General features: G+C 64.0%; 23 protein-coding genes. 9 read left to right on the forward strand and 14 right to left on the reverse strand.

Annotation, left to right across the window (positions count from 1 at the left end; all coding sequences use genetic code 11):
- Positions 1 to 205: 205 nt before the first annotated feature.
- Entirely contained in the window at positions 206 to 487 is a 282-nt protein-coding gene (locus LBW87_RS05045) for a DUF4148 domain-containing protein (RefSeq protein WP_225200357.1), read from the reverse strand.
- A gap of 200 nt (positions 488 to 687) precedes the next feature.
- Here LBW87_RS05045 and LBW87_RS05050 point away from each other — a divergent pair, with 200 nt between their 5' ends.
- Positions 688 to 1,599: a LysR family transcriptional regulator gene (locus LBW87_RS05050; protein ID WP_225200358.1), complete on the forward strand. Its 912-nt coding sequence runs from the start codon at positions 688 to 690 to the stop codon at positions 1,597 to 1,599.
- Between the two features lie 16 nt (positions 1,600 to 1,615).
- On the opposite strand, the gene LBW87_RS05055 is transcribed toward LBW87_RS05050, so the two are convergent.
- Positions 1,616 to 2,041 (reverse strand): thioredoxin family protein, encoded by a 426-nt coding sequence (locus LBW87_RS05055; protein WP_225200359.1) that lies wholly within the window; start codon positions 2,039 to 2,041, stop codon positions 1,616 to 1,618.
- A gap of 91 nt (positions 2,042 to 2,132) precedes the next feature.
- Between LBW87_RS05055 and tsaB the strand changes: the two genes are divergently transcribed.
- Genes tsaB through LBW87_RS05075 form a run of 4 tightly spaced genes read left to right on the forward strand, consistent with a single transcriptional unit; the run spans position 2,133 to position 5,352 of the window.
- Positions 2,133 to 2,849, forward strand: a complete 717-nt coding sequence (gene tsaB, locus LBW87_RS05060) for a tRNA (adenosine(37)-N6)-threonylcarbamoyltransferase complex dimerization subunit type 1 TsaB (protein WP_225200360.1) — start codon at positions 2,133 to 2,135, stop codon at positions 2,847 to 2,849.
- Positions 2,846 to 3,346 (forward strand): ribosomal protein S18-alanine N-acetyltransferase, encoded by a 501-nt coding sequence (rimI, locus tag LBW87_RS05065; RefSeq protein ID WP_225200361.1) that lies wholly within the window; start codon positions 2,846 to 2,848, stop codon positions 3,344 to 3,346. Before tsaB ends, rimI begins: the two co-directional genes overlap by 4 nt.
- Complete coding sequence (locus LBW87_RS05070) at positions 3,343 to 4,323, forward strand: uracil-DNA glycosylase (protein ID WP_225200362.1); 981 nt, start codon at positions 3,343 to 3,345, stop codon at positions 4,321 to 4,323. Before rimI ends, LBW87_RS05070 begins: the two co-directional genes overlap by 4 nt.
- Complete coding sequence (locus tag LBW87_RS05075; RefSeq protein ID WP_225200363.1) at positions 4,324 to 5,352, forward strand: DUF1853 family protein; 1,029 nt, start codon at positions 4,324 to 4,326, stop codon at positions 5,350 to 5,352.
- 54 nt (positions 5,353 to 5,406) lie between these two features.
- On the opposite strand, the gene lplT is transcribed toward LBW87_RS05075, so the two are convergent.
- Positions 5,407 to 6,675, reverse strand: coding sequence for a lysophospholipid transporter LplT (gene lplT / locus LBW87_RS05080; protein WP_225200364.1), 1,269 nt, complete (start codon positions 6,673 to 6,675; stop codon positions 5,407 to 5,409).
- A gap of 270 nt (positions 6,676 to 6,945) precedes the next feature.
- Between lplT and alr the strand changes: the two genes are divergently transcribed.
- Positions 6,946 to 8,025: an alanine racemase gene (gene alr / locus LBW87_RS05085; protein ID WP_225200365.1), complete on the forward strand. Its 1,080-nt coding sequence runs from the start codon at positions 6,946 to 6,948 to the stop codon at positions 8,023 to 8,025.
- A gap of 20 nt (positions 8,026 to 8,045) precedes the next feature.
- Entirely contained in the window at positions 8,046 to 9,431 is a 1,386-nt protein-coding gene (gene radA / locus LBW87_RS05090) for a DNA repair protein RadA (protein ID WP_225200366.1), read from the forward strand.
- A gap of 29 nt (positions 9,432 to 9,460) precedes the next feature.
- On the opposite strand, the gene LBW87_RS05095 is transcribed toward radA, so the two are convergent.
- The 3 genes from LBW87_RS05095 to ompR are packed head-to-tail and all read right to left on the reverse strand — an operon-like array spanning position 9,461 to position 12,159.
- On the reverse strand, positions 9,461 to 10,009 hold the full coding sequence (locus LBW87_RS05095; protein WP_225200367.1) for a flagellar protein FlhE: 549 nt from the start codon (positions 10,007 to 10,009) through the stop codon (positions 9,461 to 9,463).
- Positions 10,002 to 11,363, reverse strand: a complete 1,362-nt coding sequence (locus LBW87_RS05100) for a sensor histidine kinase (protein WP_225200368.1) — start codon at positions 11,361 to 11,363, stop codon at positions 10,002 to 10,004. Before LBW87_RS05100 ends, LBW87_RS05095 begins: the two co-directional genes overlap by 8 nt.
- A 34-nt stretch (positions 11,364 to 11,397) precedes the next feature.
- A complete protein-coding gene (ompR, locus tag LBW87_RS05105) occupies positions 11,398 to 12,159 on the reverse strand; it encodes a two-component system response regulator OmpR (RefSeq protein WP_225200369.1) in 762 nt (253 codons plus the stop codon).
- A 170-nt stretch (positions 12,160 to 12,329) separates the two neighbouring features.
- Here ompR and LBW87_RS05110 point away from each other — a divergent pair, with 170 nt between their 5' ends.
- On the forward strand, positions 12,330 to 12,611 hold the full coding sequence (locus LBW87_RS05110) for a hypothetical protein (RefSeq protein ID WP_225200370.1): 282 nt from the start codon (positions 12,330 to 12,332) through the stop codon (positions 12,609 to 12,611).
- A gap of 170 nt (positions 12,612 to 12,781) precedes the next feature.
- Here LBW87_RS05110 and LBW87_RS05115 read toward each other — a convergent pair whose 3' ends face one another.
- From LBW87_RS05115 to dapC, 8 genes are all read right to left on the reverse strand, one after another.
- Positions 12,782 to 13,441: an amino acid ABC transporter permease gene (locus LBW87_RS05115; protein ID WP_225200371.1), complete on the reverse strand. Its 660-nt coding sequence runs from the start codon at positions 13,439 to 13,441 to the stop codon at positions 12,782 to 12,784.
- Between the two features lie 111 nt (positions 13,442 to 13,552).
- Entirely contained in the window at positions 13,553 to 14,356 is an 804-nt protein-coding gene (locus LBW87_RS05120) for a cystine ABC transporter substrate-binding protein (RefSeq protein WP_225200372.1), read from the reverse strand.
- A 144-nt stretch (positions 14,357 to 14,500) separates the two neighbouring features.
- A complete protein-coding gene (locus LBW87_RS05125) occupies positions 14,501 to 16,495 on the reverse strand; it encodes an ATP-binding cassette domain-containing protein (RefSeq protein ID WP_225200373.1) in 1,995 nt (664 codons plus the stop codon).
- Between the two features lie 24 nt (positions 16,496 to 16,519).
- The gene (gene prmB / locus LBW87_RS05130) at positions 16,520 to 17,410 is read right to left on the reverse strand and encodes a 50S ribosomal protein L3 N(5)-glutamine methyltransferase (protein WP_225200374.1); all 891 of its coding nucleotides are present in this window, start codon (positions 17,408 to 17,410) and stop codon (positions 16,520 to 16,522) included.
- A gap of 74 nt (positions 17,411 to 17,484) precedes the next feature.
- Positions 17,485 to 18,612, reverse strand: a complete 1,128-nt coding sequence (gene dapE / locus LBW87_RS05135) for a succinyl-diaminopimelate desuccinylase (protein WP_225200375.1) — start codon at positions 18,610 to 18,612, stop codon at positions 17,485 to 17,487.
- Positions 18,613 to 18,615: 3 nt separating this feature from the next.
- Entirely contained in the window at positions 18,616 to 18,969 is a 354-nt protein-coding gene (locus LBW87_RS05140; RefSeq protein ID WP_225200376.1) for an ArsC family reductase, read from the reverse strand.
- A gap of 96 nt (positions 18,970 to 19,065) precedes the next feature.
- Positions 19,066 to 19,899 carry a 2,3,4,5-tetrahydropyridine-2,6-dicarboxylate N-succinyltransferase gene (dapD, locus tag LBW87_RS05145; RefSeq protein ID WP_225200377.1) on the reverse strand — a complete coding sequence of 278 codons (834 nt, stop codon included), beginning with the start codon at positions 19,897 to 19,899 and terminating at the stop codon, positions 19,066 to 19,068.
- A 44-nt stretch (positions 19,900 to 19,943) separates the two neighbouring features.
- Positions 19,944 to 21,155: a succinyldiaminopimelate transaminase gene (gene dapC / locus LBW87_RS05150; protein WP_225200378.1), complete on the reverse strand. Its 1,212-nt coding sequence runs from the start codon at positions 21,153 to 21,155 to the stop codon at positions 19,944 to 19,946.
- 361 nt (positions 21,156 to 21,516) lie between these two features.
- Here dapC and LBW87_RS05155 point away from each other — a divergent pair, with 361 nt between their 5' ends.
- Positions 21,517 to 23,298 (forward strand): methyl-accepting chemotaxis protein, encoded by a 1,782-nt coding sequence (locus LBW87_RS05155; RefSeq protein ID WP_225200379.1) that lies wholly within the window; start codon positions 21,517 to 21,519, stop codon positions 23,296 to 23,298.
- Positions 23,299 to 23,417: the final 119 nt, after the last annotated feature.

A 23,417-nucleotide genomic window follows, 5' to 3' on the forward strand; every position in this document is an offset into this window, starting at 1 on the left:
GGCGGGAGCGTGAAACTGGAGGGAGGGGGGACACCAGCTGTCATGCGCTGCAAGTGGTGCAGGCGGCATGGCAGTTGGTGTTGCGGTACGGATCTTGCTGGATCAGCTGTGTTGCCTTGAAGTACACGAACCGGTGGTTCAGACGCCAGGGGCGGATCGCGGCCGGAACGATTGAGCCTGGAGCAGGCTGCCAGACATCAGGCGATCAGGCGCCGCTGTACAGGTTCTGTGTGCGGTTGTTGCCGGCTTGTTGCACTTGCGACTGGACTTGCTGACGCGACAGCTGCGAGGCAGGTTGCTGGATCACCGGATATTCGTTGCGCACGGTGATCTCGCCATTGGCGCGGGCACGTTGCAGTTCGGCCTTCACGTCAGCGCGGGTATGGGTCGAGACGAATGGGGTTTCTGGTGGATAGGGTGCTTCAGCCATGGCGGTACCGGCAGCAATCATCAGGGCGGCGGCGAGGGTAATGTTCTTGATGTTCATGATGTCCTTCTTTCTTTATTAGTTGATTAAGTTTTGGTGGTCGAGCAACTGGCCACCTGGTGCCTATCGGGTGGTGGGTGCCTGTTGCTTTTTGCAATCACCCAACCGATGCATGCAGTGTAGTTATTGCCTGTCCAAAGAAAAATGGGTCTAATCGGAATTGACTATTTCCTAATCCGGAACAATCGAGGGCTTGAAAAATGGATCGGCTGCAATCAATGCGTGTGTTCGCCAAGGTGGTGGAGCAGGGCAGCTTCGTGCGGGCGGCAGAAATAATGGAGATATCCAACGCCGTGGCGACCCGCTTCATCGCCGATCTGGAGGCGCACCTGGGCACGCGTCTGCTCAATCGCTCGACCCGGCGCTTGTCGCTGACCGAAGCCGGCCAGGCGTATCTCGAGCGGGTGCGGCTGATCCTGGCCGAGATCGATGATGCCGAGGCGCTGGTCTCGCTCGACACCAAGAAGCCGACCGGCACCCTGGCCGTGTATTCGCATGCCGGCTTCGGCCAGTCGCAGGTGGGCGGGCTGCTGGCGGGCTATTCGCAGCTCTATCCCGAGGTGGTGCTGGACGTGACGCTGTCGGACCGGGCGGTCGACATCGTCGAGGAAGCCATCGATGTCGGCTTCTTCAGCAGCCTGCAAAAGGTCGACGCCAGCATGATCGTGCGCCAGCTGGGGGTGGCCCAGGTGGTGTTGTGCGCGGCACCGGCCTATCTGGAAAAACATGGTGTGCCTTCCGAGCCGGGTGACCTGTCGCAGCATCATTGCCTTAACTTCTCACACGAATATCTGCGTCATCACTGGCATATCAATACCGACGACGGCGTGGTGGATGTGCCCATCATCAGCAAGGTGGTGTCCAATAGCGGGGTGCTGCTGCGCGAATTTGCGTTGGCAGGCATGGGGATCGCGCTGCGGCCGTCGTTCTCGCTGGGCGACGACTTGCGCAGCGGGCGCCTGGTGCGTGTGCTGTCGGACTACGATATCGGGCGGGTAGGCATATCGATGGCGTATCCCAGCCGGCGGCTGTTGTCGGCCAAGGTGCGCAGCTTCGTGGAGTATGTCAGCCACCGCTATCCGCATCCGGAGAGCGATCCCTGGCTGGCTTGAGCTTGCAGGTTCAGGCTTAGATAACGTCGGCCAGTTTACCCAGCAGGCTGCATTCTTCCTGCCAGGTGCGGCGTTCCTTGGTGCTGATGGCTTCGCGTTGCAGGTCGGCGTCGGATTTGTCGACCTGGGCGGCCAGGATGCGCTCGGCCAGGCGGGTGTCGGGTTCCATCGGGCCGAAGAAGGTGACCGTGGCGCCGCGTTCGATCAGCAGCGTGGGAAAGTTGTCGACATCGATGTCGCCCAGCAGGTCGGCCTGGTCTTCGATGTCGATCCAGACGAAATGATATTGCGGCGAGCGTGCTGCCCACGCGCTGAAGGCGGTCTCATACTCGCGGCAGCTGCCGCACCACGCGGCGCACAGGCAGGCCACCACCCAGGTATCGTTGCGCAGGGCGTCGGCCAGTTGGCGGCGGTTGGTATGGTCAAGTTTCTGGTAGGACATGGCGCCGCTATTTTACCCGCTTCGGACCGAGGCGCTTTGCGCCGCCGCAAAGCGCCGCGAAATTGCGCCTTCGCCACGGTAGAATAGCGGGATGTCCACGATTCTAGCCATTGAAACATCCACCGAGATCGCCTCGGCAGCACTGCTCTACAAAGGCGAGCTGATCGCCCGCGAATCCGCCGGCACCCAGACCCATTCCGATTCGATCCTGCCGATGATCCGCCAGTTGCTGGCCGATGCCGGCATTGCGCTGGCCCAGTGCGATGCGCTGGCCTTCGGCGTCGGCCCCGGCTCATTTACCGGCGTGCGCACCGCCTGCGGCGTGGTGCAGGGCCTGGCCTTCGGTTGCGACCGGCCGGTGGTGCCGGTGGTGACGCTGGAAGCGGCGGCCCAGGCCTGTCGGAGCGCCCATCCCGAGGTGACCGAGGTGCTGTCGATTCTCGACGCCCGCATGGGCGAGGTGTATTGGGCGCGTTATCGCGCCACCCCGACCGGATGGGAGACCCTGGTCGAGCCGACCCTGTCGACGGCAGTTGACGTCGTCACCGAGGGGCGTCCGTTTGCTTGCGGCAATGGGCTGCAGGCTTATGCGGCGCACTTCACCGTTGAATTCTGCCAGCAGCATTTTGCGCAGGCGCAGCCGCAGTTCATGCCGCACGCGCGTGCCGTGGCGGCATTGGGGCAACTGCAGTTTGCCCAGCATGGCGGCTTGCCGGCGCAGCAGGCGCAACCCTTGTATTTGCGTAACAAGGTGGCCTTGACCACGGCCGAGCGCGCCGTGCGCGATGCGGCCAAGGGGCAGGCATGACGCCTGCCGAGGCTGCCGCGCTCGAGGCCGGGCTGCAGGCCCGGTTCGGCGTGCTGGAACTGGCGCCGATGACGGTCGATGAGGTAGACGCGGTGGTCGCGATCGAAAACGCGGTCTATTCGCATCCCTGGACCCGTGGCAATTTTCTCGATTCGCTCTACAGCGGCTATCAGGCCTATACGCTGCGCGATGGCCAGGGTAGCCTGCTGGGTTATTTTCTGGTGATGCAGGCGGTCGACGAGGCCCACCTGCTCAATATCAGCGTGGCGCAGGCCCATCAGCATCAGGGACTGGGGCGCTTGCTGCTGTGGCGTGCCGGCATCGTGGCGCGTCAGCTGGGCATGCAGCGCATGCTGCTTGAGGTGAGAGAGTCCAATGGCCATGCGTTCAAGGTTTACCAGCGTTATGGATTCACAGAGATCGGTCGGCGCAAGAATTACTACCCGGCCGTCAACAATGCCCGAGAAGGGGCGATCGTCATGAGCTTGCCGTTATGAGCGAAGAACTGAAGCGCGAGGAGGGTGTTGGCTCCTCGCTGGAATTGCTGGATGCGCTGGGCATCGGCCCGGTATGGGTACGACGCGAACTGGCCCACGAAGAAGCGGCACAGGCCCTGGCGCCCGATCTGCCGGTGGCTGTCGCGCCCGCAGTGATCGCGGCGGCGCCTGTTGTAGCGGCTCCGGCCCCGCGCCCGGTTGTAGCGGCGCCGGCGGCGCCCGCGATCAAGCCGGCGCAACCGGTGCAACCGGCGACTGCCCCTCAGGTCGACGATGGCGTGCCATCGTGGCTGCACGAGATGGATTTTGCGGCATCGGCCGAGCCGCTGCTGATTCCCGACCAGGATGACGATGAAGCCGCGCCGGCGCTCGACCCGATGGTGGCCAAAATCGCTGCCATGGACTGGAGCCAGGTCAGGCAGACCGTATCCGATTGCCGTCGCTGCGGGTTGTGCAATGGCCGCAAGAACACCGTCTTCGGCGTCGGCGACGAAAAAGCCCGTTGGTTGTTCATCGGTGAAGGCCCGGGCCGCAACGAGGATTTGCAGGGCGAGCCCTTCATCGGCCCGGCCGGCAAGCTGCTCGACAACATGCTGCTATCGATGGGCGTGCGGCGCGGCGAGAATGCCTACATCGCCAATATCGTCAAATGCCGTCCTACCGATGACAACGGGCGCGACCGTCCGCCGTCGCCGCAAGAAGTGGCGGCCTGCATGCCGTACCTGCAGCGCCAGATCGCATTGATCCAGCCGACCGTGCTGGTGGCGCTGGGCAAGACCGCTGCGCTGTCGCTGCTGGGGCTGGATCCGTCGACGCCGGTATCGAAGCTGCGCGGCACCGTGCACCGCTACCAGGACCTGCCGCTGGTGGTGACCTATCACCCGGCCTACCTGTTGCGTACGCTGGCAGACAAGAGCCGCGCCTGGGCCGACTTGTGCCTGGCCATGAGCACCTACCAACAAAACGAAAAGGCCTGAATGCCCAGCACTCGCCCGCCTGGCGTGGCGATGCTCCACCAGGAGCGCTTTCATCGCCGCTGGCCCACCTTGCGCGACCCGCATGTGCGCACCCTGGCCTGGCTGCTGGATGCGCCCGATCTGCTGGCCATCGATGCGCCATGCTGGGACGGGCGTGTCGCGACCCTGGGGCCGCCGGCGCCCGAGGTGGTGGCCTGGCTCGACGCGCTGCAGCAGCCCGCTGCATTGGCCGGACTTCACGATGAACTGCAACGCCATCCTACGGCGCGCCTGGGGCGCTATGCCGAGCAGTTGCTCGGCTTTTACCTGCACTGGCGGCAGCAGCTGGTGGCTGCCAACCTGCAGGTGCGTGACGATGGACCGTCGCGCGTGACCATCGGCGAATTCGATTTCCTGGTGCGTCGGCCCGATGTGAACGCCGGCCATGGCCTGGAGCACTGGGAGTTCGCCACCAAGTTCTACCTGTTGCAGCACGACCCGGCGCAGGATGGCACGGGCGCCGATGCCTTCGTCGGCCCCAATCTGGCCGATTCGCTCGGCCGCAAGATGCGCAAGATCATGACCCGGCAACTGCTGCTGTCGCAGCATCGCGCCGCCGCGCTGGTCTTGCCCGAGCCGGTCACCTCGGCCCAGGCTCTGGTGCGGGGCTGGTTGTTCTACGCGCAGCCGATGCGTCTGCCAGCGGTGCTCGGCATTGCCGAAGACCATTGCCGTGGCTTCTGGGCCGACGCCGATGGCTGGCAAAGCCGCTATGCGTCGTCGCCGGAATTGATGTTCGTGCCGCTGCGTCGATTGGAATGGCTGGCGCCGGCACGGGTGCCGATGGCCCGGGCGATCTCGTTGGCCGCGTTGTTGGAGGAGCTGGCAGGCATTGAAGAGCCGGTATTGGTGGCGGTGTGCCGTGCGCCGCAGGCCGATGACCAGGGCGACGCTGTCGAAATCGAACGTGGCTTTGCCGTGCCGCAGGACTGGCAACGACGGGCCGGCGAACAGGTTCGCCAGGCGGTGGTGTCGACGGGATCGCGCTGAGCGCTGATGGTCAGGCGCAAGGGGCGGGCCGTAGCGGCCACCGCCCGATGACGCTCAATGTGGATGCTTGTCTTCGCCGATCAGCGACAGCGAGTCGTATTCGCGCTGGTTGGCCGCATGGCGGCGCATGATCAGGTACATGATGCCGGCCACGAACGAGCCGAAGATGATGATGACCGTGTTGACGTCCAGGTTCATGCGCACCATGAAGGCATACAGCACCAGCATGGTCAGCACCGACAGGTTCTCGTTGAAGTTCTGGACCGCGATCGAATGTCCGGCGCTCATCAGCACATGGCCCCGATGTTGCAGCAACGCATTCATCGGCACCACGAAGTAACCCGACAGCGCGCCGATGATCACCAGCAACGGATAGGCCACCCACACCGAGGTGGTGGTGGTCATCAGCATCACCACGATACCCATGATGATGCCCAGCGGCATCACCGACAGCGATTTCTTGAGGGGCACGAAACGGGCCGCAGCCACCGCGCCCAGTGCCACGCCTACAGCCACGATGCCCTGCAGGATGGCGGCCTTGTCGAGCGGCATGTGCAGTGATTTCTCGGCCCACTTCAAGACGATGAACTGCAACGTCGCGCCGGCACCCCAGAACAGCGTGGTCACTGCCAGCGAGATCTGGCCCAGGCGGTCGTTCCAGAGCGTGGTGAAGCAGCCGGCGAAGTCGACGATGAGTCGGATCGGGTTGCGCTGCTGGTTCGGATAACGGGCGCCGGTCTCGGGGATGCTCAGGTTGAACAGGGCGGCGACGATGTAGATGACGGAGATGATGCACAGCGCCGCTTCGGTGGGCGTGTCGATCGGGAAGTCGAAGAAGGGGAAGTCGAAGCCAAGGATGATCTTGGAAACATGGGGGTTGACCAGTGCGCCCCCCAATACCGTGCCGAGAATGATGGAGCCAACGGTGAGGCCCTCGATCCAGCCATTGGCAGCGACCAGTTTCTCAGGCGGTAGCAGTTCGGTCAGGATGCCGTACTTGGCCGGCGAATAGGCTGCGGCGCCAAAGCCGACGACGGCATAGGCCAGCAGGGGGTGTACGGTGAAAAACATCAGGCTGCAGCCGAAGATCTTGATCATGTTGGTGATCAACATGACCTTGCCCTTTGGGAAGGCATCGGCGAAGGCGCCCACGAAGGCTGCCAGCAACACATAGGACAGCACGAAGAACAGCTTGAGCAGCGGCGTCATCCATGCGGGTGAATGCATTTCGGCAAGGAGCGCGATAGCGGCGATCAGCAGCGCATTATCGGCGAGCGACGAAAAAAATTGCGCCGCCATGATGGTATAGAAACCGCGATTCATCCCTGTCCAAAATGTAACAAATTAGGTCCGGCTAGCTTTATACCATGAAACCATGGCGGCCAATGAAAGAAGTCACCCGGCTGTCAGGTTACAAGATGACCTGCTTTCCTGACTGCCTCCCGTTCGTCCGGTAAAATGCCCGCTTGTTCCCCGACCGGGCAAACTAACCGGCGCGCGGCGCCGGGAAAACAGCGGCCACCCGCGCCACCAGGCCGGGTTGGCGCCGTTACTGCCTGGCGCCAGACTTCCGACAAGAATTGCCAATTCATCATGCCCAGACCGATTGTCGCTTCCATTAGTATTTCCGCACTTCAACATAATCTTGCCGTGGCCCGCGCCAAGGCACCCGGCGCCCGGGCCTGGGGCGTGGTCAAGGCCAATGCCTACGGCCATGGCCTGGAGCGTGCCATGCGCGCCTTCGCCGACGCCGACGGACTGGCACTGATCGAGCCCGACTACGCGGTGCGGCTGCGTGAACTGGGGTGGAACAAGCCGATCCTGCTGCTGGAAGGCTTTTTCGATGCCGCCGACCTGCCGCAGCTGGCGGCACACGATATCCAGTTCGCCGTGCATTGCGACGAGCAGATCGCCCATCTGGAAGCCTTTGCCACCGATGCCGTGCTGCATGCCCACCTCAAGATGAACAGCGGCATGAACCGCCTGGGCTTTCGTCCCGAGGCCTATCGCGCCGCCCACGCGCGGCTGGCGAAGATTGCCGCCATCGGCAGCATCACGATGATGACCCACTTCGCCAATGCCGACGACGAGGGCAACCCCGATCTGCCGCTGGCCGAGCAGATCAAGCGCTTCACGGACGGCACCGCCGGCCTGGCCGGCGCCCGTAGCGTGTGCAACTCGGCCGCCGACCTGCTGCATCCGGAACTGGCCTTCGACTGGGTACGCCCGGGCGTGATGCTGTACGGCGGCACGCCCGGCGGCGGCACCGCGGCCGATTTCGGCTTGCGTCCGGCGATGACCCTGCGCAGCGAAATCATCGGCATGCAACAGGTGGCGCCGGGCGAGGCCATCGGTTACGGCAGCCGCTTCGTGGCCGACCGCCAGATGACCATCGGCGTGGTGGCCTGCGGCTATGCCGACGGTTATCCCCGGCATGCGCCCAACGGCACGCCGGTGCTGGTCGATGGCATCCGCACGGCGACCGTGGGCCGGGTATCGATGGACATGCTGGCGGTCGACCTGTCGCAGGTGCCCGGCGCCCATGTCGGGAGCAGCGTGGTGCTGTGGGGCGAGGGCCTGCCGATCGATGAGGTGGCGTTTGCCGCCGGCACCATCGGCTATGAATTGATGTGCGCGCTGGCGCCGCGCGTGGCCGTTCGCGAAGTCCAATAACCCCCGGGGAATAATCAAGCATGGCCAAGGCAAAAACCAATTACACCTGTACCGAGTGCGGCGGCGTCACCACGCGCTGGGCCGGGCAATGCCCGGCGTGCGGCCAGTGGAACACGCTGGTCGAGACGGTGGTCGAGGCCTCCGGCGGCAACCGTTACTCGGCGCAGCCGCAAAGCCTGGCGCAGACGGCGCCGGTGCTGACCCTGGCCGATATCGATGCCATCGACGTGCCGCGCTTTACCACCGGCATCGACGAATTCGATCGGGTGCTGGGCGGTGGCCTGGTGCCGGGCGGGGTGGCGCTGATCGGCGGCGATCCGGGTATCGGCAAGTCGACCTTGCTGCTGCAGGCGCTGGCCAACATTTCGCGGCACAAGAAGACCCTCTACGTCAGCGGCGAAGAGTCGGGCGCCCAGATTGCGCTACGCGCCAAGCGCCTGGCGGTGGATGCGGGCGAGCTGCAGTTGCAGGCCGAGATCCAGCTCGAAAAGATCCTCGCCACGCTGGCCACCCACAAGCCCGAGGTGGCGGTGATCGACTCGATCCAGACCATCTACTCGGATGCGCTGACCTCGGCCCCCGGTTCGGTGGCGCAGGTGCGCGAATGCGCGGCGCAACTCACGCGCGCGGCCAAGACCTCGGGCGTGACCATCATCATGGTCGGCCACGTCACCAAGGAAGGCGCGCTGGCCGGGCCGCGCGTACTGGAACACATCGTCGATACGGTGTTGTACTTCGAAGGCGACACGCATTCCAGCTTCCGCCTGGTGCGCGCCTTCAAGAACCGTTTCGGCGCGGTCAACGAGCTGGGCGTGTTCGCCATGACCGACAAGGGCTTGAAGGGGGTGTCGAACCCGTCGGCGCTGTTCCTGTCGCAGCACGACACGCAGGTGCCGGGTTCCTGCGTGATGGTGACCCAGGAGGGCACGCGTCCCTTGCTGGTCGAAATCCAGGCGCTAGTCGATACCTCGCACGTGCCCAATGCGCGCCGCTTGTCGGTCGGCCTGGAGCAGAACCGGCTGGCGATGCTGCTGGCCGTGTTGCACCGGCACGCGGGCATTGCCGCGTTCGATCAGGATGTCTTCATCAATGCCGTGGGCGGCGTCAAGATCACCGAACCGGCTGCCGACCTGGCCGTGCTGATGGCGATCAACTCATCGATGCGCAACAAGCCGTTGCCACGGGGGCTGGTGGTGTTTGGCGAAGTCGGCCTGGCCGGTGAGATCCGTCCCGCGCCGCGTGGCCAGGAACGCTTGCGCGAAGCCGCCAAGCTGGGCTTTTCGATCGCCGTGATCCCCAAGGCCAATGCGCCCAAGCAGCCGATCGAAGGCCTCAAGGTGATCCCGGTGGAGCGCATCGACGACGCCTTGCAGCGCGCCCGCGAAATCGATGAACTGGGTGATTGAGCAGAATAGGGGGGTAGCGTACTGCGCCCTCAGCGCGGCACGTCGTAGGTCACGATGACCTGGTTCATCTCGCCCTTGAGCGGCGCCAGCGCACCGCTGCCGCGTACCCGGTACAGCAGGGTAAAGGCCTGGTTGGCGTCGCGCCCGTTGAAGAAGCGGGTGTTGCCATTGCTGGCGTCGCTTACGGTCCAGCAGGTGGCGGCATCCTTCCAGCACAGAACCGCTTCGAAGCCGGGTGGCTTGCCGGCGATGGCGTAGCGCCAGGCGACCTGGTTGATGGTAGCGCCGGCCGGCACGCGTTCGATCACGGGAAAGACGGTGGCGTAGTCGACATTCCTGGCGCGGATGTCAGGCCCCGGCGCCTCTGCCGCATAGGAGCCGATGGCGCCGGTATGCGGCGCGGCCGGTGCGCTCACCACAGGGGGCGCCGGTTGTACCGGGCCGATGATGACCAGCGGACGCGTGGCGCGGGCATTGGGCGTCACACTGAGATTGCGCTCGACCGTCTGCGCCCAGGCGTGCGCCGACCAGCCTGCCAGCAGCAATCCCCACCAGAGCAGTGCGCGTCGATCAGGCATGACGGCGGTGATGGATCAGTGGCAGCGTGATCTGCACCAGCAGGCCGCCGTGCTTGTCGTCATGTCCCTTGAGCAGCAGCTTGCCGTTATGGCGCAGCACGATGCGATTGACGATGGCCAGCCCCAGTCCCGAACCGTTGGCCTGGCCGCGCGCGTCATCGAGCCGCGTGAACGGTCGCAGCAGGCGCTCGCACTCGCTCTCGGGCACGCCGGGACCGTGATCGCTCACTTCGATGATGACGTTGTGTCCTTCGTTGCGGGTGCGCAGTTCGATATCGGCGCAGTCGGTGTCGGGTGTCTTGCCGTAGCGCCGGGCGTTTTCCACCAGGTTGTTGAATACCCGCGCAAGTTCGGTGGCGTTGCCGGCAACTTCGCTGGTGGGGGCGATCTGGCTGGTAATTTTGACGTCGGGCAGGCGGGCGGCGCTGGCGATGACGTCCAGCAACAGCGACGACAGGTCGACGCTGTCGAGGTTGCTGGCGTCGAACGGCTTGGCGTAGTCGAGGAACTGGCCGATGATGCTGTCCATCTGCGCCAGATCGGAATGCATGCCGTCGCGCGCTTCGTCGGACAGCGTCGCCATCTCGACTTCAAGCTGCATGCGCGCCAGCGGCGTGCGCAGGTCGTGCGAGATGCCGGCCAGAATCAGGGCGCGATCGGATTCGACGCGATTGATGTCGGCCACCATCTGGTTGAAGCTGCGATTGGCTTCTTCGATCTCGGTCGGTCCGGCCTCGGGCAGCGGTTCGGGCTGGCGGCCCTTGCCGATGGCGCGGGCCGCCGCCGTCAGGCGCGCCAGCGGCTGGTTGATCAGGGTCGAGATGAAGCCGGCCCCGATCAGCGACAGGAACAGCGCAATCGAGCCCCAGCCCAGCCATTGCAGGCCCGAGGTGCGGTCCAGCCGGCCGCGATCGAGCATCAGCCAGTAGCGGTCATCGTCGATATTGAAACTGATCCAGAAGCCGTCGACATCGTTGACGCTGGACGCGAACAGGGTGTTCTCGTCCAGCGACTGGCGCACGTAGTATTCGAGCTCGGGCACGATGGGCGAGTCTTCGGGCGGCATCACGCGGTCGCTCTTCTCGAGCGGATAGATGCGGATGCCCTCGTTGCTGGCCAGGTCGAACAGCAGTTCGCGCCGCATCTCGGGCGCCGAGTGGGTCAGGGCTGCACGCGTGATGGTGACCACCGAGACGATCTGCGCGGCCAGCTGTTCGGCGCGCGGGCCGCGTTCGACCATGCGAAAGCTGGCCACCCAGGCCACCATGCTGGCGGTGATCAGGAAGGTCAGCAGAAAGAAGGTACGCCAGAACAGTCCATTGCTGAACCATCCCGACTGGGAGCGTGCTTTCATCGAATGGCCTGCTGCGGCGCGCTGGCAGCGGGGATCAGCGCGGTTTTCCTTCAGGGATGAAGACGTAACCCAGGCCCCACACGGTCTGGATATAGAGCGGATTGGCCGGATCGGGCTCGATCAGCTTGCGCAGGCGCGAGATCTGCACGTCCAGGCTGCGATCGAACACTTCATATTCGCGACCGCGCGCCATTTCCATCAACTTCTCGCGTGACAGCGGCTGGCGCGCATTGCGGGCAAATACCTTCAGCACCGAGAATTCGCCGGTGGTCAGCGAAATGGTTTCGCCATTCTTTTTCAGGGTGCGGGTGCCGAGGTCCAGCAGGAAGTCACCGAACTCGAACGTCTCGGGCGTCTCGGAAGGCGCGCCGGGCAACTCGTCCGGCCCCTTGCGGCGCAGCACCGCGTTGATGCGGGCCACCAGTTCACGGGGATTGAATGGCTTGGGCAGGTAGTCGTCGGCGCCCATCTCGAGCCCGATGATGCGATCGACGTCCTCGCCCTTGGCGGTGAGCATGATGATCGGGGTCTGATCGCCGGCGCCACGCAGGCGGCGGCAGATGGCCAGCCCGTCTTCGCCCGGCAGCATCAGGTCCAGCACCAGCAGGTCGTAGCGCTCGCGGATCCAAAGCTTGTTCATGGCCTGGGCGTTTTCGGCCGTGACCACGTTGAAACCCTGTTCGGTGAGGTAGCGACGCAGCAAGTCGCGCAGACGAATGTCATCGTCGACCACCAAGACTTTGAATTGATTGGCGGGTGTTGTCGTATTAGTATTGTTGCTGAGGGTAGAGTTCATGGTGCCTATGGTAGCGTCTTCGCAATTTAGAGCAATATGCCGCCGAGGAATCGATACAAAGTGTTACATCCCTTACGTTAATCATCTTATACCATCGCGCCCGGCGACCTACACTGGAATCATCTCGAAAATCATCGTTTCGATTCTCGGAACATGTGGAAAAACGCGTTATGAAGATTGATGTCATCAACAAGCTCTGTCTGGCTGCGGCGCTGGCGATAGGTGCCTCCGGCACTGCGCTGGCGGGTCCGCCGCAGGGAGGGCGACCGATGCAAGGTCCGCCCGGTGACTTCAGGCAACCCCATGGCGAATTCAGCCAGGCCGATCACCGCAACCAGATGGCAGCCGAACAGGAACAACGTCGCACCGGCAAATTGAGCGCTGACGAACGCCGCGAATTGCGTCGTCAGATTAACGAAGTGGGGCAGGATATCTACCGCGTCAAGCGCTGATTCCCACCCTCAAAAGTCGGCTCGCTGTCGCACAGAGCCACGCTTGGACGTCAACAATCGTCGCTAATTCCCCACGAATAATTGTTTTATTGCAGTAAATTAATGAAAAGAAACAGCCCGGATGATCGATGTCATCCGGGCTGTTTTTTATGCGGCGCAAAGCGAGAAGCTTACGGTTGATGCGCACGCCCCAGCTTGCGTTCAAGACGATGCTGCAGCGCTTCGAAGGCCAGGCTCAGCACCCAGTAGATGGCGGCGGCTGCCAGGTACAGCGGCAGGGGGCGGAAGGTGACCGCGATGATTTCCTTGGTGGCCAGCATCAGTTCGGTGACGGTGATGACCGACACCAGCGACGAATCCTTGATCAGGCTGATGAGCGTATTGCTCATGGCCGGCACCGCCACCCGGATGGCTTGCGGCACGATCACCAGGCGCAGCGTCTGGAACCAGGTCAGGCCGACGCTGTAGGCGGCATTCCACTGACCATGGGTCACGCCCAGGATGGCGCCGCGCAGGCTCTCAGACAGATAGGCGCCGGCATTCAGGCTGAGCGTCAATACGCCCGCCGTCAGCGGCGAAAATTCGATGCCGATGCTGGGCAGCCCGTAGTACACCACGAAGATCTGCACCAGCAGCGGCGTGCCGCGCATCAGGCTGACGTAGATCGCGGCCGGCCAGTGGACCACGCGCCAGGGCACGATGCGGGCTACCGCCAGCGTGAAACCCAGCACCAGGCCGCCCAGCATCGACGATAGCGCGAACAGCAGGGTGTAGCCCAGGCCGCGCGCCAGGGTCGGCGCGGCCATTTGCAGCAACTCAAGGATCTCCATCAGGCTCTCTCAAAAAAATATCCCCGCCGGGCGGGGATAGTCTGCACCCGCGCATCCAGTGGGATGGCGGGCTGGCGCATCAATTGGCCGCGCCGGGCGCGACCAGGTGCGTCATTGTGCTTTCGGCGGCTGGCTTACGTCAATGCCGAACCACTTTTCGGAAGCCTGCTTGAAACTGCCGTCGGCCTTGATGTCGGCCAGCGCCTTGTTCAGGGCCGCCAGGAACCTGGGATTGCCCTTGTGCAGCGGGATGCCGATCTTGTCGATCGCACCGACCGGGTTGCCACCCTTGAGCGGCAACTTGGTCGACTTCAGGATGTAGCTCGCCAGCAGGCTGTCATTGAGTGCGGCATCGATGCGGCCGGCCGCCAGGTCGGCCAGGTACTCGGTCGAACCGGGGTAGGTGCGTACATCGATGCCTTGCACGCTCTTGGCCTTCTGTTCGAAATTGGTGCCCTGGCCCAGACCGAGCTTCTTGCCCTTGAGGTCTTCCAGGCTGTTGAACTGACGGGTTTCATCCTTGCGCACGATCAGTTGCGCGCTCGACAGCGTGTACGGATCGCTGAAGTCGAAGGCCTTCTGGCGTTCGTCGGTGATGCCCACCTGGTTGATGATGACGTCGTACTTGCCAGCGCCCAGGCCGGCCAGGATGCCGCTCCACTCGGTGGTGGTGAATTCGGGCTTGACGCCCAGCTTGGCGGCCAGCAGATTGGCCACGTCGACCTCGAAGCCGGTCAGTTGGCCGGTCTTCGGATCCTTGAAATTGAATGGCGGGTAGTTGCCTTCCAGCGCCACCTTGAGGGTGCCGCGGCTCTTGATTGTCTCCAGCAGATCGGCGGCCGAGGCCGACAGGCTCGATGCCAGCAGCGCCACGCCAGCGGCGGCCAGCAGCCATTTATTGAAGTTCTTGTTCATTGCATGCTTCCTTTCAGGATAAAGACTGCGGCAAAAAATGCAGCCAGGCCGCAATGATGCCTTCGATTCCGCTAGACGCAAGGGCTCGCTTAAGACAATGATGTAAGTTGCTTATGCGAGCCCGGCTGCATCGGCTGGTTCCCCTTATCCCAGCTGTTCCAGCGCCTCCTGCTGCGCCAGCCATTCGTTTTCGAGCGTGTCCAGTTCACGGGCGCAATAGGCCTGGTCGGTGATCAGGGTCTTGAGCTCTTCCTTGTTGGCGGCGTCATAGATGTCGGGGCTGGCCAGTCGGGTCTCGATGCCGGCGCGGCGCGCATTGAGCTTGGCGATCTGCTCGTCGAGGCGCTTGATGCGGGTCTCGATCGGCTTCTTCTGGGCCGACGCCTGCTGGCGCTGTTGCGCGTCCAGGCGTTTCTGTTCCTTGCGGTCTCCCGCCGGCACTGCCGCCTCGACCTGCACCTGCACCTTGACCGGCGCCGGGGCGGCCACGGCGGCGGCAGCCACTGGCTTGGCTTCCTTGCTGGCGGCCAGCTTGGTCTTGAACAGCCAGTCCTTGTAGTCGTCGAGGTCGCCGTCGAACGGTTGCAGGCGGCCTTCGGCCACGATCAGGAACTGGTCGGTGGTGGCGCGCAGCAGGTGTCGATCGTGCGACACCAGCATCAGCGTGCCTTCGAACTGGGCCAGCGCCATCGTCAGCGCTTCGCGGGTTTCGAGGTCGAGGTGGTTGGTCGGTTCATCCAGCAGCAGCAGGTTGGGGCGCTGCCAGACGATCAGCGCCAGCGCCAGGCGCGCCTTTTCGCCACCCGAGAAGGGTTTGATGGGCGCCGTCACCATGGTGCCGTCGAAGTTGAAGCTGCCCAGGAAGTTGCGCAGTTCCTGTTCGCGCACAGTGGGCGCCAGCTTCACCATGTGCCACAGCGGCGATTCGTCATGGCGCAGCATCTCGACCTGGTGCTGCGCGAAGTAACCGATCACCAGACCCTTGCCCAGGCGGGCGGTGCCGTTGACCGGATCGATCTCGCCGGCGATGGTCTTGATCAGGGTCGACTTGCCGGCGCCGTTGACGCCCAGCAGGCCGATGCGTTGCCCGGTCTGCAGCGAAAAGTCGATGCCCTTGACGATCACCTTGGCAATCGTGTTGTCGTCGCCGTCGGGAATGCGATAACCGGCGTCGACCGCGTCCATCACCAGCAGCGGATTGGGCGCCGCCAGCGGTTCGCGAAACTCGAACGAGAACTCGGCCGCGGCCCGCAGCGGCGCCAGTTCTTCCATCCGCGAGAGCGCCTTCATGCGGCTTTGCGCCTGGCGTGCCTTGGTCGCTTGCGCCTTGAAGCGGTCGATGAACGATTGCAGGTGCGCGCGCTGGCGCTGCTGCTTTTCGATCATGCCCGCCATCAGTTCCAGTTGCGCGGCGCGCTGGCGTTCGAACGACGAGTAATTACCCGAATAACGCTTCAGCTTGCGGTCGTCGATATGCACGATCACGTTGACCACGCCGTCGAGGAAGTCGCGATCGTGGGAAATGATGATCAGCGTGCCCGGGTAACGCTTGAGCCAGTCTTCCAGCCAGATGATGGCGTCCAGGTCCAGGTGGTTGGTCGGTTCATCCAGCAGCAGCAGGTCGGACGGGCACATCAGCGCCTGCGCCAGGTTCAGGCGCATGCGCCAGCCGCCCGAGAAGCTGGCCACCGGCAGCTCCATCTGTTCCAGCGAAAAGCCCAGGCCCAGCAGCAACTGCTCGCCGCGCGAACGCACGGTGTAGGCGTCGGCGTCGGCCAGCGCGCCATGCAATTCGCCGATGCGGATGCCGATCTCGGCGCTGTCGGGTTGCGCTTCGGTGTGCGCCAGTTCAGCTTCCAGCTGGCGCAGGTGGACGTCGCCGTCGATGGCGTATTCGATCGCCGCGCGATCGAGGGCCGGCGTTTCCTGGGCCACGTAGGCCATGCGCCAGCGGGACGGGAAATCGATATCGCCGCCGTCGGGATGGAGCTCATTGCGCAGCATGGCAAACAGGCTGGACTTGCCGGCGCCGTTGGCGCCGATCAGGCCGATCTTGTCGCCCGGGTTGAGCGTCAGGTCGGCACGGTCGAGCAACGGCTTGATGCCGCGCATGAGGGAAACTTGCTGGAAACGAATCATGGGTCGCGAATCTTCAGTAGGGCATCAAGCCAGTTGCAATTGTTCGGCCGTCAGCAAGAACACCATGTCGTCGCCGGCGCTGGTGGTCAGCCAGGTCAGTTCCAGCTCGGGGAAGGCGGCTTCGGCAAAGGCGCGCTCGTTGCCGATCTCGACCACCAGGATGCCTTCCGGCGTCAGTCGTTCGGCCGCGCCGGCGACGATGGTGCGCACCAGGTCCATGCCGTCTTCGCCACCGGCCAGCGCCAGTTGCGGCTCGCGCAGGTATTCGGCTGGCAGCCTGGCCATCGAGCCCGAATTCACATACGGCGGATTGCTGATGATCAGGTCGTACTTGCGCGGCGCCAGTCGGGTGTACAGGTCGGACTCGACCAGGTTGATGCGCTCCTGCAACTGGTAGCCGTCGACGTTCTTGCGGGCCACCTGCAGCGCATCGGCCGAGATATCGACGGCGTCGATCTGCGCCTGCGGGAAGGCATCCGCCAGCAGCACCGGCAGGCAACCGGAACCGGTGCACAGGTCCAGCGCATTGACGATCGCGTCGGGGTCGTCGATCCAGGGCGCGAAGTGATGCGGGATCAATTCGGCGATGAAGGAACGCGGCACGATCACGCGTTCGTCGACATAGAAGCGATAGGCGCCCAGCCAGGCTTCGTTGGTGATGTAGGCGGCCGGCACGCGGTCCTTGCTGCGGCGTTCGATGACGGCCAGCACGGCGGCGATCTCGTCGCTCAGCAGGCGCGCATCGAGAAACGGTTCGAGCTGGTCCAGCGGCAGCTTGAGCGTATGCAGGATCAGGTAGGCCGCCTCGTCCAGCGCATTGCTGCTGCCGTGGCCGAAGAACAGCTGCTCGGTATTGAAACGGGTCACGGCGTAGCGCAGCAGGTCGCGCACGGTAGAGAAATGTTGGGTGCTCATGTGGTTCTTTCGAGGGTGACGTCTACTGCAGGCAACTTGCGCGCCATGGCCCCGGCATCGGCCGGGACCATGGATCAGCCCAGCAGGTTTTCCAGCGTCTTGCGGTAAATGTTCTTGAGCGGATCGATGTAGCGCAATTCGATGTGCTCGTCGATCTTGTGGATGCTGTCGTTGGGCGGTCCGAACTCGATGACTTGCGGGCAGATCTGGGCAATGAAGCGCCCGTCCGAAGTGCCGCCGGTGGTCGAGAGCTCGGTCTCCAGCCCGGTTTCGTCGCGAATGGCCTGCGCCAGCGCATCGCTGAGCCCGCCGCGTGGCGTCAGGAAGGGGCGGCCGCCCACGGTCCATTTCAGATCGTAGTCGAGGCCGTGTTTGTCGAGGATGGCGTGCACCCGTTGCTGCAGGCCTTCGACCGTGCTGGCAGTCGAAAAGCGGAAGTTGAAGTCGATCACGACTTCGCCCGGAATCACATTCGAGGCGCCGGTGCCGCCATGGATGTTGGACACCTGCCAGGACGTCGGCAGATAGTATTCATTGCCCGCATCCCATTGCTCGGCCACCAGTTCGGCCAGCGCCGGCGCGGCCTGGTGAATCGGGTTGCGCGCCAGTTGTGGATAGGCGATATGGCCCTGGATGCCCTTGACCGTCAGCTTGCCCGACATCGTGCCGCGACGACCATTCTTGATCATGTCGCCCAGGGTCTTGGCCGACGTCGGCTCGCCCACGATGCAGTAGTCCAGCTGTTCGCCACGCGCCTTCAAGGCATTGCAGACCACCACGGTGCCATCGGTGGCGGGGCCTTCTTCGTCGCTGGTGATCAGGAAACCGATCGAGCCCTTGTGGTCAGGATGGGCCGCGGTGAATTCTTCGCAGGCCACCACCATGGCGGCGATCGAGGTCTTCATGTCGGACGCGCCGCGACCGTACAGGCGACCATCGCGCACGGTCGGCGCGAACGGGTGCGATTGCCATTGGTCCACCGGGCCGGTCGGCACCACGTCGGTGTGGCCGGCAAACACCAGCAGCGGCTGGGCGGTGCCGCGGCGCGCCCACAGGTTGGTGACCTCGCCCGACTGGATGGTTTCGCACACGAAGCCCAGCGGCGCGAGCAGTTCGGCCAGCCTGGCCTGGCAGCCTTTGTCGTCGGGGGTTACCGAAGAGAGGGAGATCAGTTCCTGGGTCAGGGCCAGCGTCTTGCTCATGATTTATTTGCCAAAGAGTTGTTGATACTGGTCGGCCTTGAAGCCGACGTGATATTGCTTGCCGTCGAACAGCACCGGCCGTTTCACCACCGACGGGTTTTCCACCATCAGCGCCACGGCGGCGGCGTCATCGGTGATCGATGCACGGCGTTCATCCGACAACGCGCGCCAGGTGGTGCCTTTGCGGTTGACCAGCACGTCGCGCTCGACATCCTTGAGCCAGGCCTGTGCCTGTGCGGCGTCGAGTCCGGCTTTCTTGAAGTCGTGGAAGGTGTATTCGATGCCTTGCTCGCTGAGCCAGGTACGGGCCTTCTTGACGGTGTCGCAGTTGGGAATGCCGTAGAGGGTAATGGTCATGCTTGTCTCGTCTAACAATGCGACGCCGCGCCGGTGTGCAACACATCCGGCGCGGCGTCGGGAACGGTCCGTTGCAAACGGCCCGTCGCGGGCGATTTACTCGCCGCGCAGCAGTTCGTTGATCGACGTCTTCGAACGGGTCTGGGCATCGACCTTCTTGACGATGATCGCAGCGTACAGGCTGTACTTGCCATCCTTGGACGGCAGGTTGCCCGGCACCACCACCGAACCGGCCGGCACGCGACCGTAATGCACTTCACCGGTTTCGCGATCGTAGATCTTGGTCGACTGGCCGATGTACACGCCCATCGACAGCACCGAGTTCTCTTCGACGATCACGCCTTCGACGACTTCCGAACGGGCGCCGATGAAGCAGTTGTCTTCGATGATGACCGGGCCGGCCTGGACTGGCTCGAGCACGCCGCCGATGCCGACGCCGCCCGACAGGTGGACGTTCTTGCCGATCTGAGCGGCCGAACCGACGGTGGCCCAGGTGTCGACCATGGTGCCTTCATCGACGTAGGCGCCGATGTTGACGTAGGACGGCATCAGCACCACGTTGCGACCGATGAAGGAACCGTGGCGGGCGACTGCCGGCGGCACCACGCGGAAACCGCCGCGGGCGAAGTCTTCAGCGGTGTAGTTGGCGAACTTGGTCGGGACCTTGTCGTAGAACTGCGGGTAGCCGGTGCCGGCCGACATCGGCGCATTGTCTTCCAGGCGGAACGACAGCAGGATCGCCTTCTTGACCCACTGGTTGACTTCCCATTGGCCCACGGCCTGGCGGTTGGCAACACGCAGGGTGCCATCGTTGAGGCCAGCGATCACTTCTGCCACCGCGCTGCGGATGTCGGCAGGCGCGGACTTGGGGGACAGGCTGGCGCGGTCTTCCCACGCCTGATCGATGATTTGCTGAATGGACTGTGTCATGTTGATTTCTATGAACGGTTGGGTAAAAAAGAGTTGGTGTGCGCTCAGCGCACGGCCAGTTGGTTGACGAAGGCGACGATCCGTTGCGCCGCTTCCAGGCATTCCTCGACCTCGGCCACCAGCGCCATGCGGATGCGCCCGGCGCCGGGGTTGACCCCATGCGCCTCGCGCGCCAGATAGCTGCCCGGCAGGACGGTGACATTATATTCGGCGTACAGGCGACGGGCGAATTCGACGTCGTCGATGTCCAGGCGCTTGCCGACATGGGCCCACAGGTAGAAGCCGGCGTCGGGCAAGGCCACGTCCAGCACTTCCTGCAGCAAGGGCGTGACCTGCGAGAACTTGGTCACGTACTTGGCGATATTGTCGGCCACATGCTGTTCATCCTTCCACGCCACGGCAGAGGCGGCCTGGATCGAAGGGCTCATGGCGGCGCCATGGTAGGTGCGATACAACAGGAATTTCTTGAGGATATCGGCGTCGCCGGCGACGAAGCCCGACCGCATGCCCGGCACATTGGAGCGCTTGGACAGGCTGGAGAACGAGATCAGTCGCGGATAGCCGCTGCGACCCAGCAACTGGGCCGCCTGCATGCCGCCCAGCGGCGGATCGTTCTTGAAATAGATTTCCGAATAGCACTCGTCGGAGGCGATCACGAAGCCGTGGCGGTCGGACAGCGCGAACAGCTCTTTCCAGTCCTCCAGCGACAGCACCGCGCCGGTCGGATTACCGGGCGAGCAGACGAACAGCAGTTGCACCCGCGACCAGACTTCGTCCGGCACCTGGCTGAAGTCCGGCGCGAAATTGCGCGCCGGGTCCGAATTGACGAAGTAAGGCTGGGCCCCGGCCAGGTAGGCCGCGCCTTCGTAGATCTGGTAGAACGGGTTGGGGCACATCACCAGCGCGCCCGGACGGCTGGCGTCGACCACCGTCTGGGCCAGCGCGAACAAGGCTTCGCGGGAACCGATGACGGGCAGGATCTGGGTCGCCGGATCGGGGCGCGGGATCGCATAACGCTGTTCGAGCCAGTCGGCGATAGCGCCGCGCAGCGCCTCGCTGCCCAACGTGGCAGGGTAGTTGGCCAGGCCGCCCAGATTGTCTGCCAGCGCCTGCTGGATGAATGCCGGGGTCGGATGCTTCGGTTCGCCGATGCCCAGGCTGATGGGGCGATAGGCGGCCGACGGCGTGACGCCGGCAAACAGCTTCTTGAGCTTTTCGAAGGGGTAGGGCTGTAACTGGTCGAGTAAGGGATTCACGGAGTTAGCGATTCGCGACGCGCAAAGGGAAAAGCCCCGGGGCGACAGGTCGGGCGCGTGCGACGTGTGCAAAGGGGCTGGAAAAGCTTGCGATTATACCGTCATTGGCGCTTTTCATGAGCGCCCGCGGTGCGATGGTGTTGGCGCAATGACATGGCCGAACATTGCTCCGGAGGCAACGAATCGCCGCGCAGGCAGCATGCGGCGCTGCTGCAACCGCAAAAACAGGGGGCGCCAGGCCGTGTATTCGACGGATCGGCGGGCTCGCCTTGGGCGTAATGTGGCGACTCGCCAAAAACTGCATGCAGCAGCCCATTGCCTGATTGCATGCGGGCAAGTTTCCCCCCCGGAGAATAAAACAATGAAAAGTCTCAAAGCACAACTGCTGTCCGCCCTGGTCGTGATGTGGGTCGGTCTGCTATTGCTGGCCGCCTGGTCCGCCTTCAGCGCCCGTGGCAACATGATCGAGGAGCGCAAGGATGGCTTGCGCCGGGTGGTCGAGGCCGCCAACGGCGTCGTCGCCAGCTATGTGGCTGACGTCGCCGCCGGGCGTGTCTCCAAGGAAGACGCCCAGAAGCAGGCGCTGGAGCGCATCGCCGCCATGCGCTACGACGGCGACAATTACCTGTTCGTGTTCGACTCGCAGCCGGTGGTGCTGATGCACCCCACCAACAAGAGCGTGGTCGGCAAGAACGTGGCCGATCGCAAGGACTCCGACGGCAAGCAGTATTACGTCGAGATGGTCAAGGTCGGTAAGGAGCAGAAGCAGGGCTTCGTCGAATACATGGGCCGCCTGCCCGGCGCCGACGACAGCAACCGCACCCGCAAGCTGAGCTACCTGGTGCGCAACGAAGCCTGGGACTGGTATCTGGTCACCGGGGTCTTCCTCAACGACGTCGAGGCCCAGTTCCGTGCCGACCTGTCCAAGTTGCTGGCGATCCTGCTGGTGGTGGGCGGGGTGGTGTCGGCCATGATGTTGGCCATCATCCGCCGCATCACGCGCAGCCTCGGCGGCGAGCCCGCCTATGCGGTCGATATCGCCACCCGCATCGCCGCCGGCGACCTCACCGTGAAGGTCAATACCCGGCCTGGCGACACCAAGAGCCTGTTGTTCGAAATGGCATCGATGCGTGAGCGCCTGGCGTCCGTGATCAAGGGTATCCACCTCGGCACCGACGCCATCGATGTCGGCGCGCGCGAGATCGCCGCCGGCAACCTCGATCTGTCGTCCCGCACCGAACAGCAGGCCGGTTCCCTGGCCAGCACCGCATCCAACATGGATTCGCTGACGTCGACCGTCAAGCAGAATGCCGATAATGCCCGCCAGGCCGGCCAGTTGGCCAATAGCGCCTCCGACATCGCCAGCCGGGGCGGTGACGTGGTGGGGCAGGTGGTGCAGACCATGGAAGGCATCACCGAGAGCTCGCGCAAGATCTCGGACATCATCGGCGTCATCGATGGCATCGCCTTCCAGACCAACATCCTGGCGCTGAACGCGGCAGTAGAGGCGGCGCGTGCTGGTGAACAGGGCCGTGGCTTTGCGGTGGTGGCCTCCGAAGTGCGTAGCCTGGCCCAGCGCAGTGCGCAGGCCGCCAAGGAAATCAAGGAGCTGATCGAAGTGTCGGTGCAGCGCGTGGGCAGCGGCTCCGAACAGGTGGCGCGCGCCGGTGAAACCATGGGCGAAGTGGTGGACGCGGTGCGTCGCCTGACCGATATCGTCGGCGAGATCTCGTCGGCGTCGGAAGAGCAGCGCCACGGGATCGAACAGGTCAACCAGGCCATCGGCCAGATGGACCAGGTCACCCAGCAGAATGCGGCGCTGGTCGAGCAGGCTGCGGCGGCAGCCGGTTCGCTGGAAGAGCAGGCGCGTCGCCTGAAACAGGCCGTCTCGACCTTCCGCGTCGATGAGCAGGCCGAGGTCGTGGCGCCAGCGAGGGCCTCGGCGCCCAAGCCGGCGCCGGTCAAGTCGTCGGCGCCGGTGTCGGCATCGGTCAAGGCGCCAGTGAAGTCGGCGGCCAAGCCGCTGGCCCAGCCGGCGAGCCGTCCGGCAGGAGCGGCCAAGCCATTGCCTGCACCGACGGCGGCCACGGCCAAGCCGCGCGGCAAGCCGGCCGGCGACGACGATGAGTGGGAAACCTTCTAAGGTTTTGCGCCGAACGCCCCGCCTGGTCGGGGCGTTTTTGCATCAGCGGCAATAGCGCTTGGCCGCTGGCTGCGATCGGGACCTCGGCATGGCCCTGGGCGGGCCGATTTTCCGGGAAA

This window comes from Herbaspirillum sp. alder98 (genome assembly GCF_020179755.1).
Lineage (GTDB): Bacteria > Pseudomonadota > Gammaproteobacteria > Burkholderiales > Burkholderiaceae_D > Herbaspirillum.

Bases quoted from the DNA above. Each gene is read 5' to 3' on its own strand.
- LBW87_RS05070 (WP_225200362.1), top strand. From the start codon at position 3,343: ATGAGCGAAGAACTGAAGCGCGAGGAGGGTGTTGGCTCCTCGCTGGAA.
- LBW87_RS05095 (WP_225200367.1), bottom strand. From the start codon at position 10,009: ATGCCTGATCGACGCGCACTGCTCTGGTGGGGATTGCTGCTGGCAGGC.
- alr (WP_225200365.1), top strand. From the start codon at position 6,946: ATGCCCAGACCGATTGTCGCTTCCATTAGTATTTCCGCACTTCAACAT.
- rimI (WP_225200361.1), top strand. From the start codon at position 2,846: ATGACGCCTGCCGAGGCTGCCGCGCTCGAGGCCGGGCTGCAGGCCCGG.
- LBW87_RS05120 (WP_225200372.1), bottom strand. From the start codon at position 14,356: ATGAACAAGAACTTCAATAAATGGCTGCTGGCCGCCGCTGGCGTGGCG.
- LBW87_RS05110 (WP_225200370.1), top strand. From the start codon at position 12,330: ATGAAGATTGATGTCATCAACAAGCTCTGTCTGGCTGCGGCGCTGGCG.
- LBW87_RS05055 (WP_225200359.1), bottom strand. From the start codon at position 2,041: ATGTCCTACCAGAAACTTGACCATACCAACCGCCGCCAACTGGCCGAC.
- radA (WP_225200366.1), top strand. From the start codon at position 8,046: ATGGCCAAGGCAAAAACCAATTACACCTGTACCGAGTGCGGCGGCGTC.
- LBW87_RS05045 (WP_225200357.1), bottom strand. From the start codon at position 487: ATGAACATCAAGAACATTACCCTCGCCGCCGCCCTGATGATTGCTGCC.
- LBW87_RS05140 (WP_225200376.1), bottom strand. From the start codon at position 18,969: ATGACCATTACCCTCTACGGCATTCCCAACTGCGACACCGTCAAGAAG.
- dapD (WP_225200377.1), bottom strand. From the start codon at position 19,899: ATGACACAGTCCATTCAGCAAATCATCGATCAGGCGTGGGAAGACCGC.
- tsaB (WP_225200360.1), top strand. From the start codon at position 2,133: ATGTCCACGATTCTAGCCATTGAAACATCCACCGAGATCGCCTCGGCA.
- LBW87_RS05155 (WP_225200379.1), top strand. From the start codon at position 21,517: ATGAAAAGTCTCAAAGCACAACTGCTGTCCGCCCTGGTCGTGATGTGG.
- dapE (WP_225200375.1), bottom strand. From the start codon at position 18,612: ATGAGCAAGACGCTGGCCCTGACCCAGGAACTGATCTCCCTCTCTTCG.
- LBW87_RS05125 (WP_225200373.1), bottom strand. From the start codon at position 16,495: ATGATTCGTTTCCAGCAAGTTTCCCTCATGCGCGGCATCAAGCCGTTG.
- lplT (WP_225200364.1), bottom strand. From the start codon at position 6,675: ATGAATCGCGGTTTCTATACCATCATGGCGGCGCAATTTTTTTCGTCG.
- LBW87_RS05100 (WP_225200368.1), bottom strand. From the start codon at position 11,363: ATGAAAGCACGCTCCCAGTCGGGATGGTTCAGCAATGGACTGTTCTGG.
- prmB (WP_225200374.1), bottom strand. From the start codon at position 17,410: ATGAGCACCCAACATTTCTCTACCGTGCGCGACCTGCTGCGCTACGCC.
- ompR (WP_225200369.1), bottom strand. From the start codon at position 12,159: ATGAACTCTACCCTCAGCAACAATACTAATACGACAACACCCGCCAAT.
- LBW87_RS05075 (WP_225200363.1), top strand. From the start codon at position 4,324: ATGCCCAGCACTCGCCCGCCTGGCGTGGCGATGCTCCACCAGGAGCGC.
- LBW87_RS05050 (WP_225200358.1), top strand. From the start codon at position 688: ATGGATCGGCTGCAATCAATGCGTGTGTTCGCCAAGGTGGTGGAGCAG.
- LBW87_RS05115 (WP_225200371.1), bottom strand. From the start codon at position 13,441: ATGGAGATCCTTGAGTTGCTGCAAATGGCCGCGCCGACCCTGGCGCGC.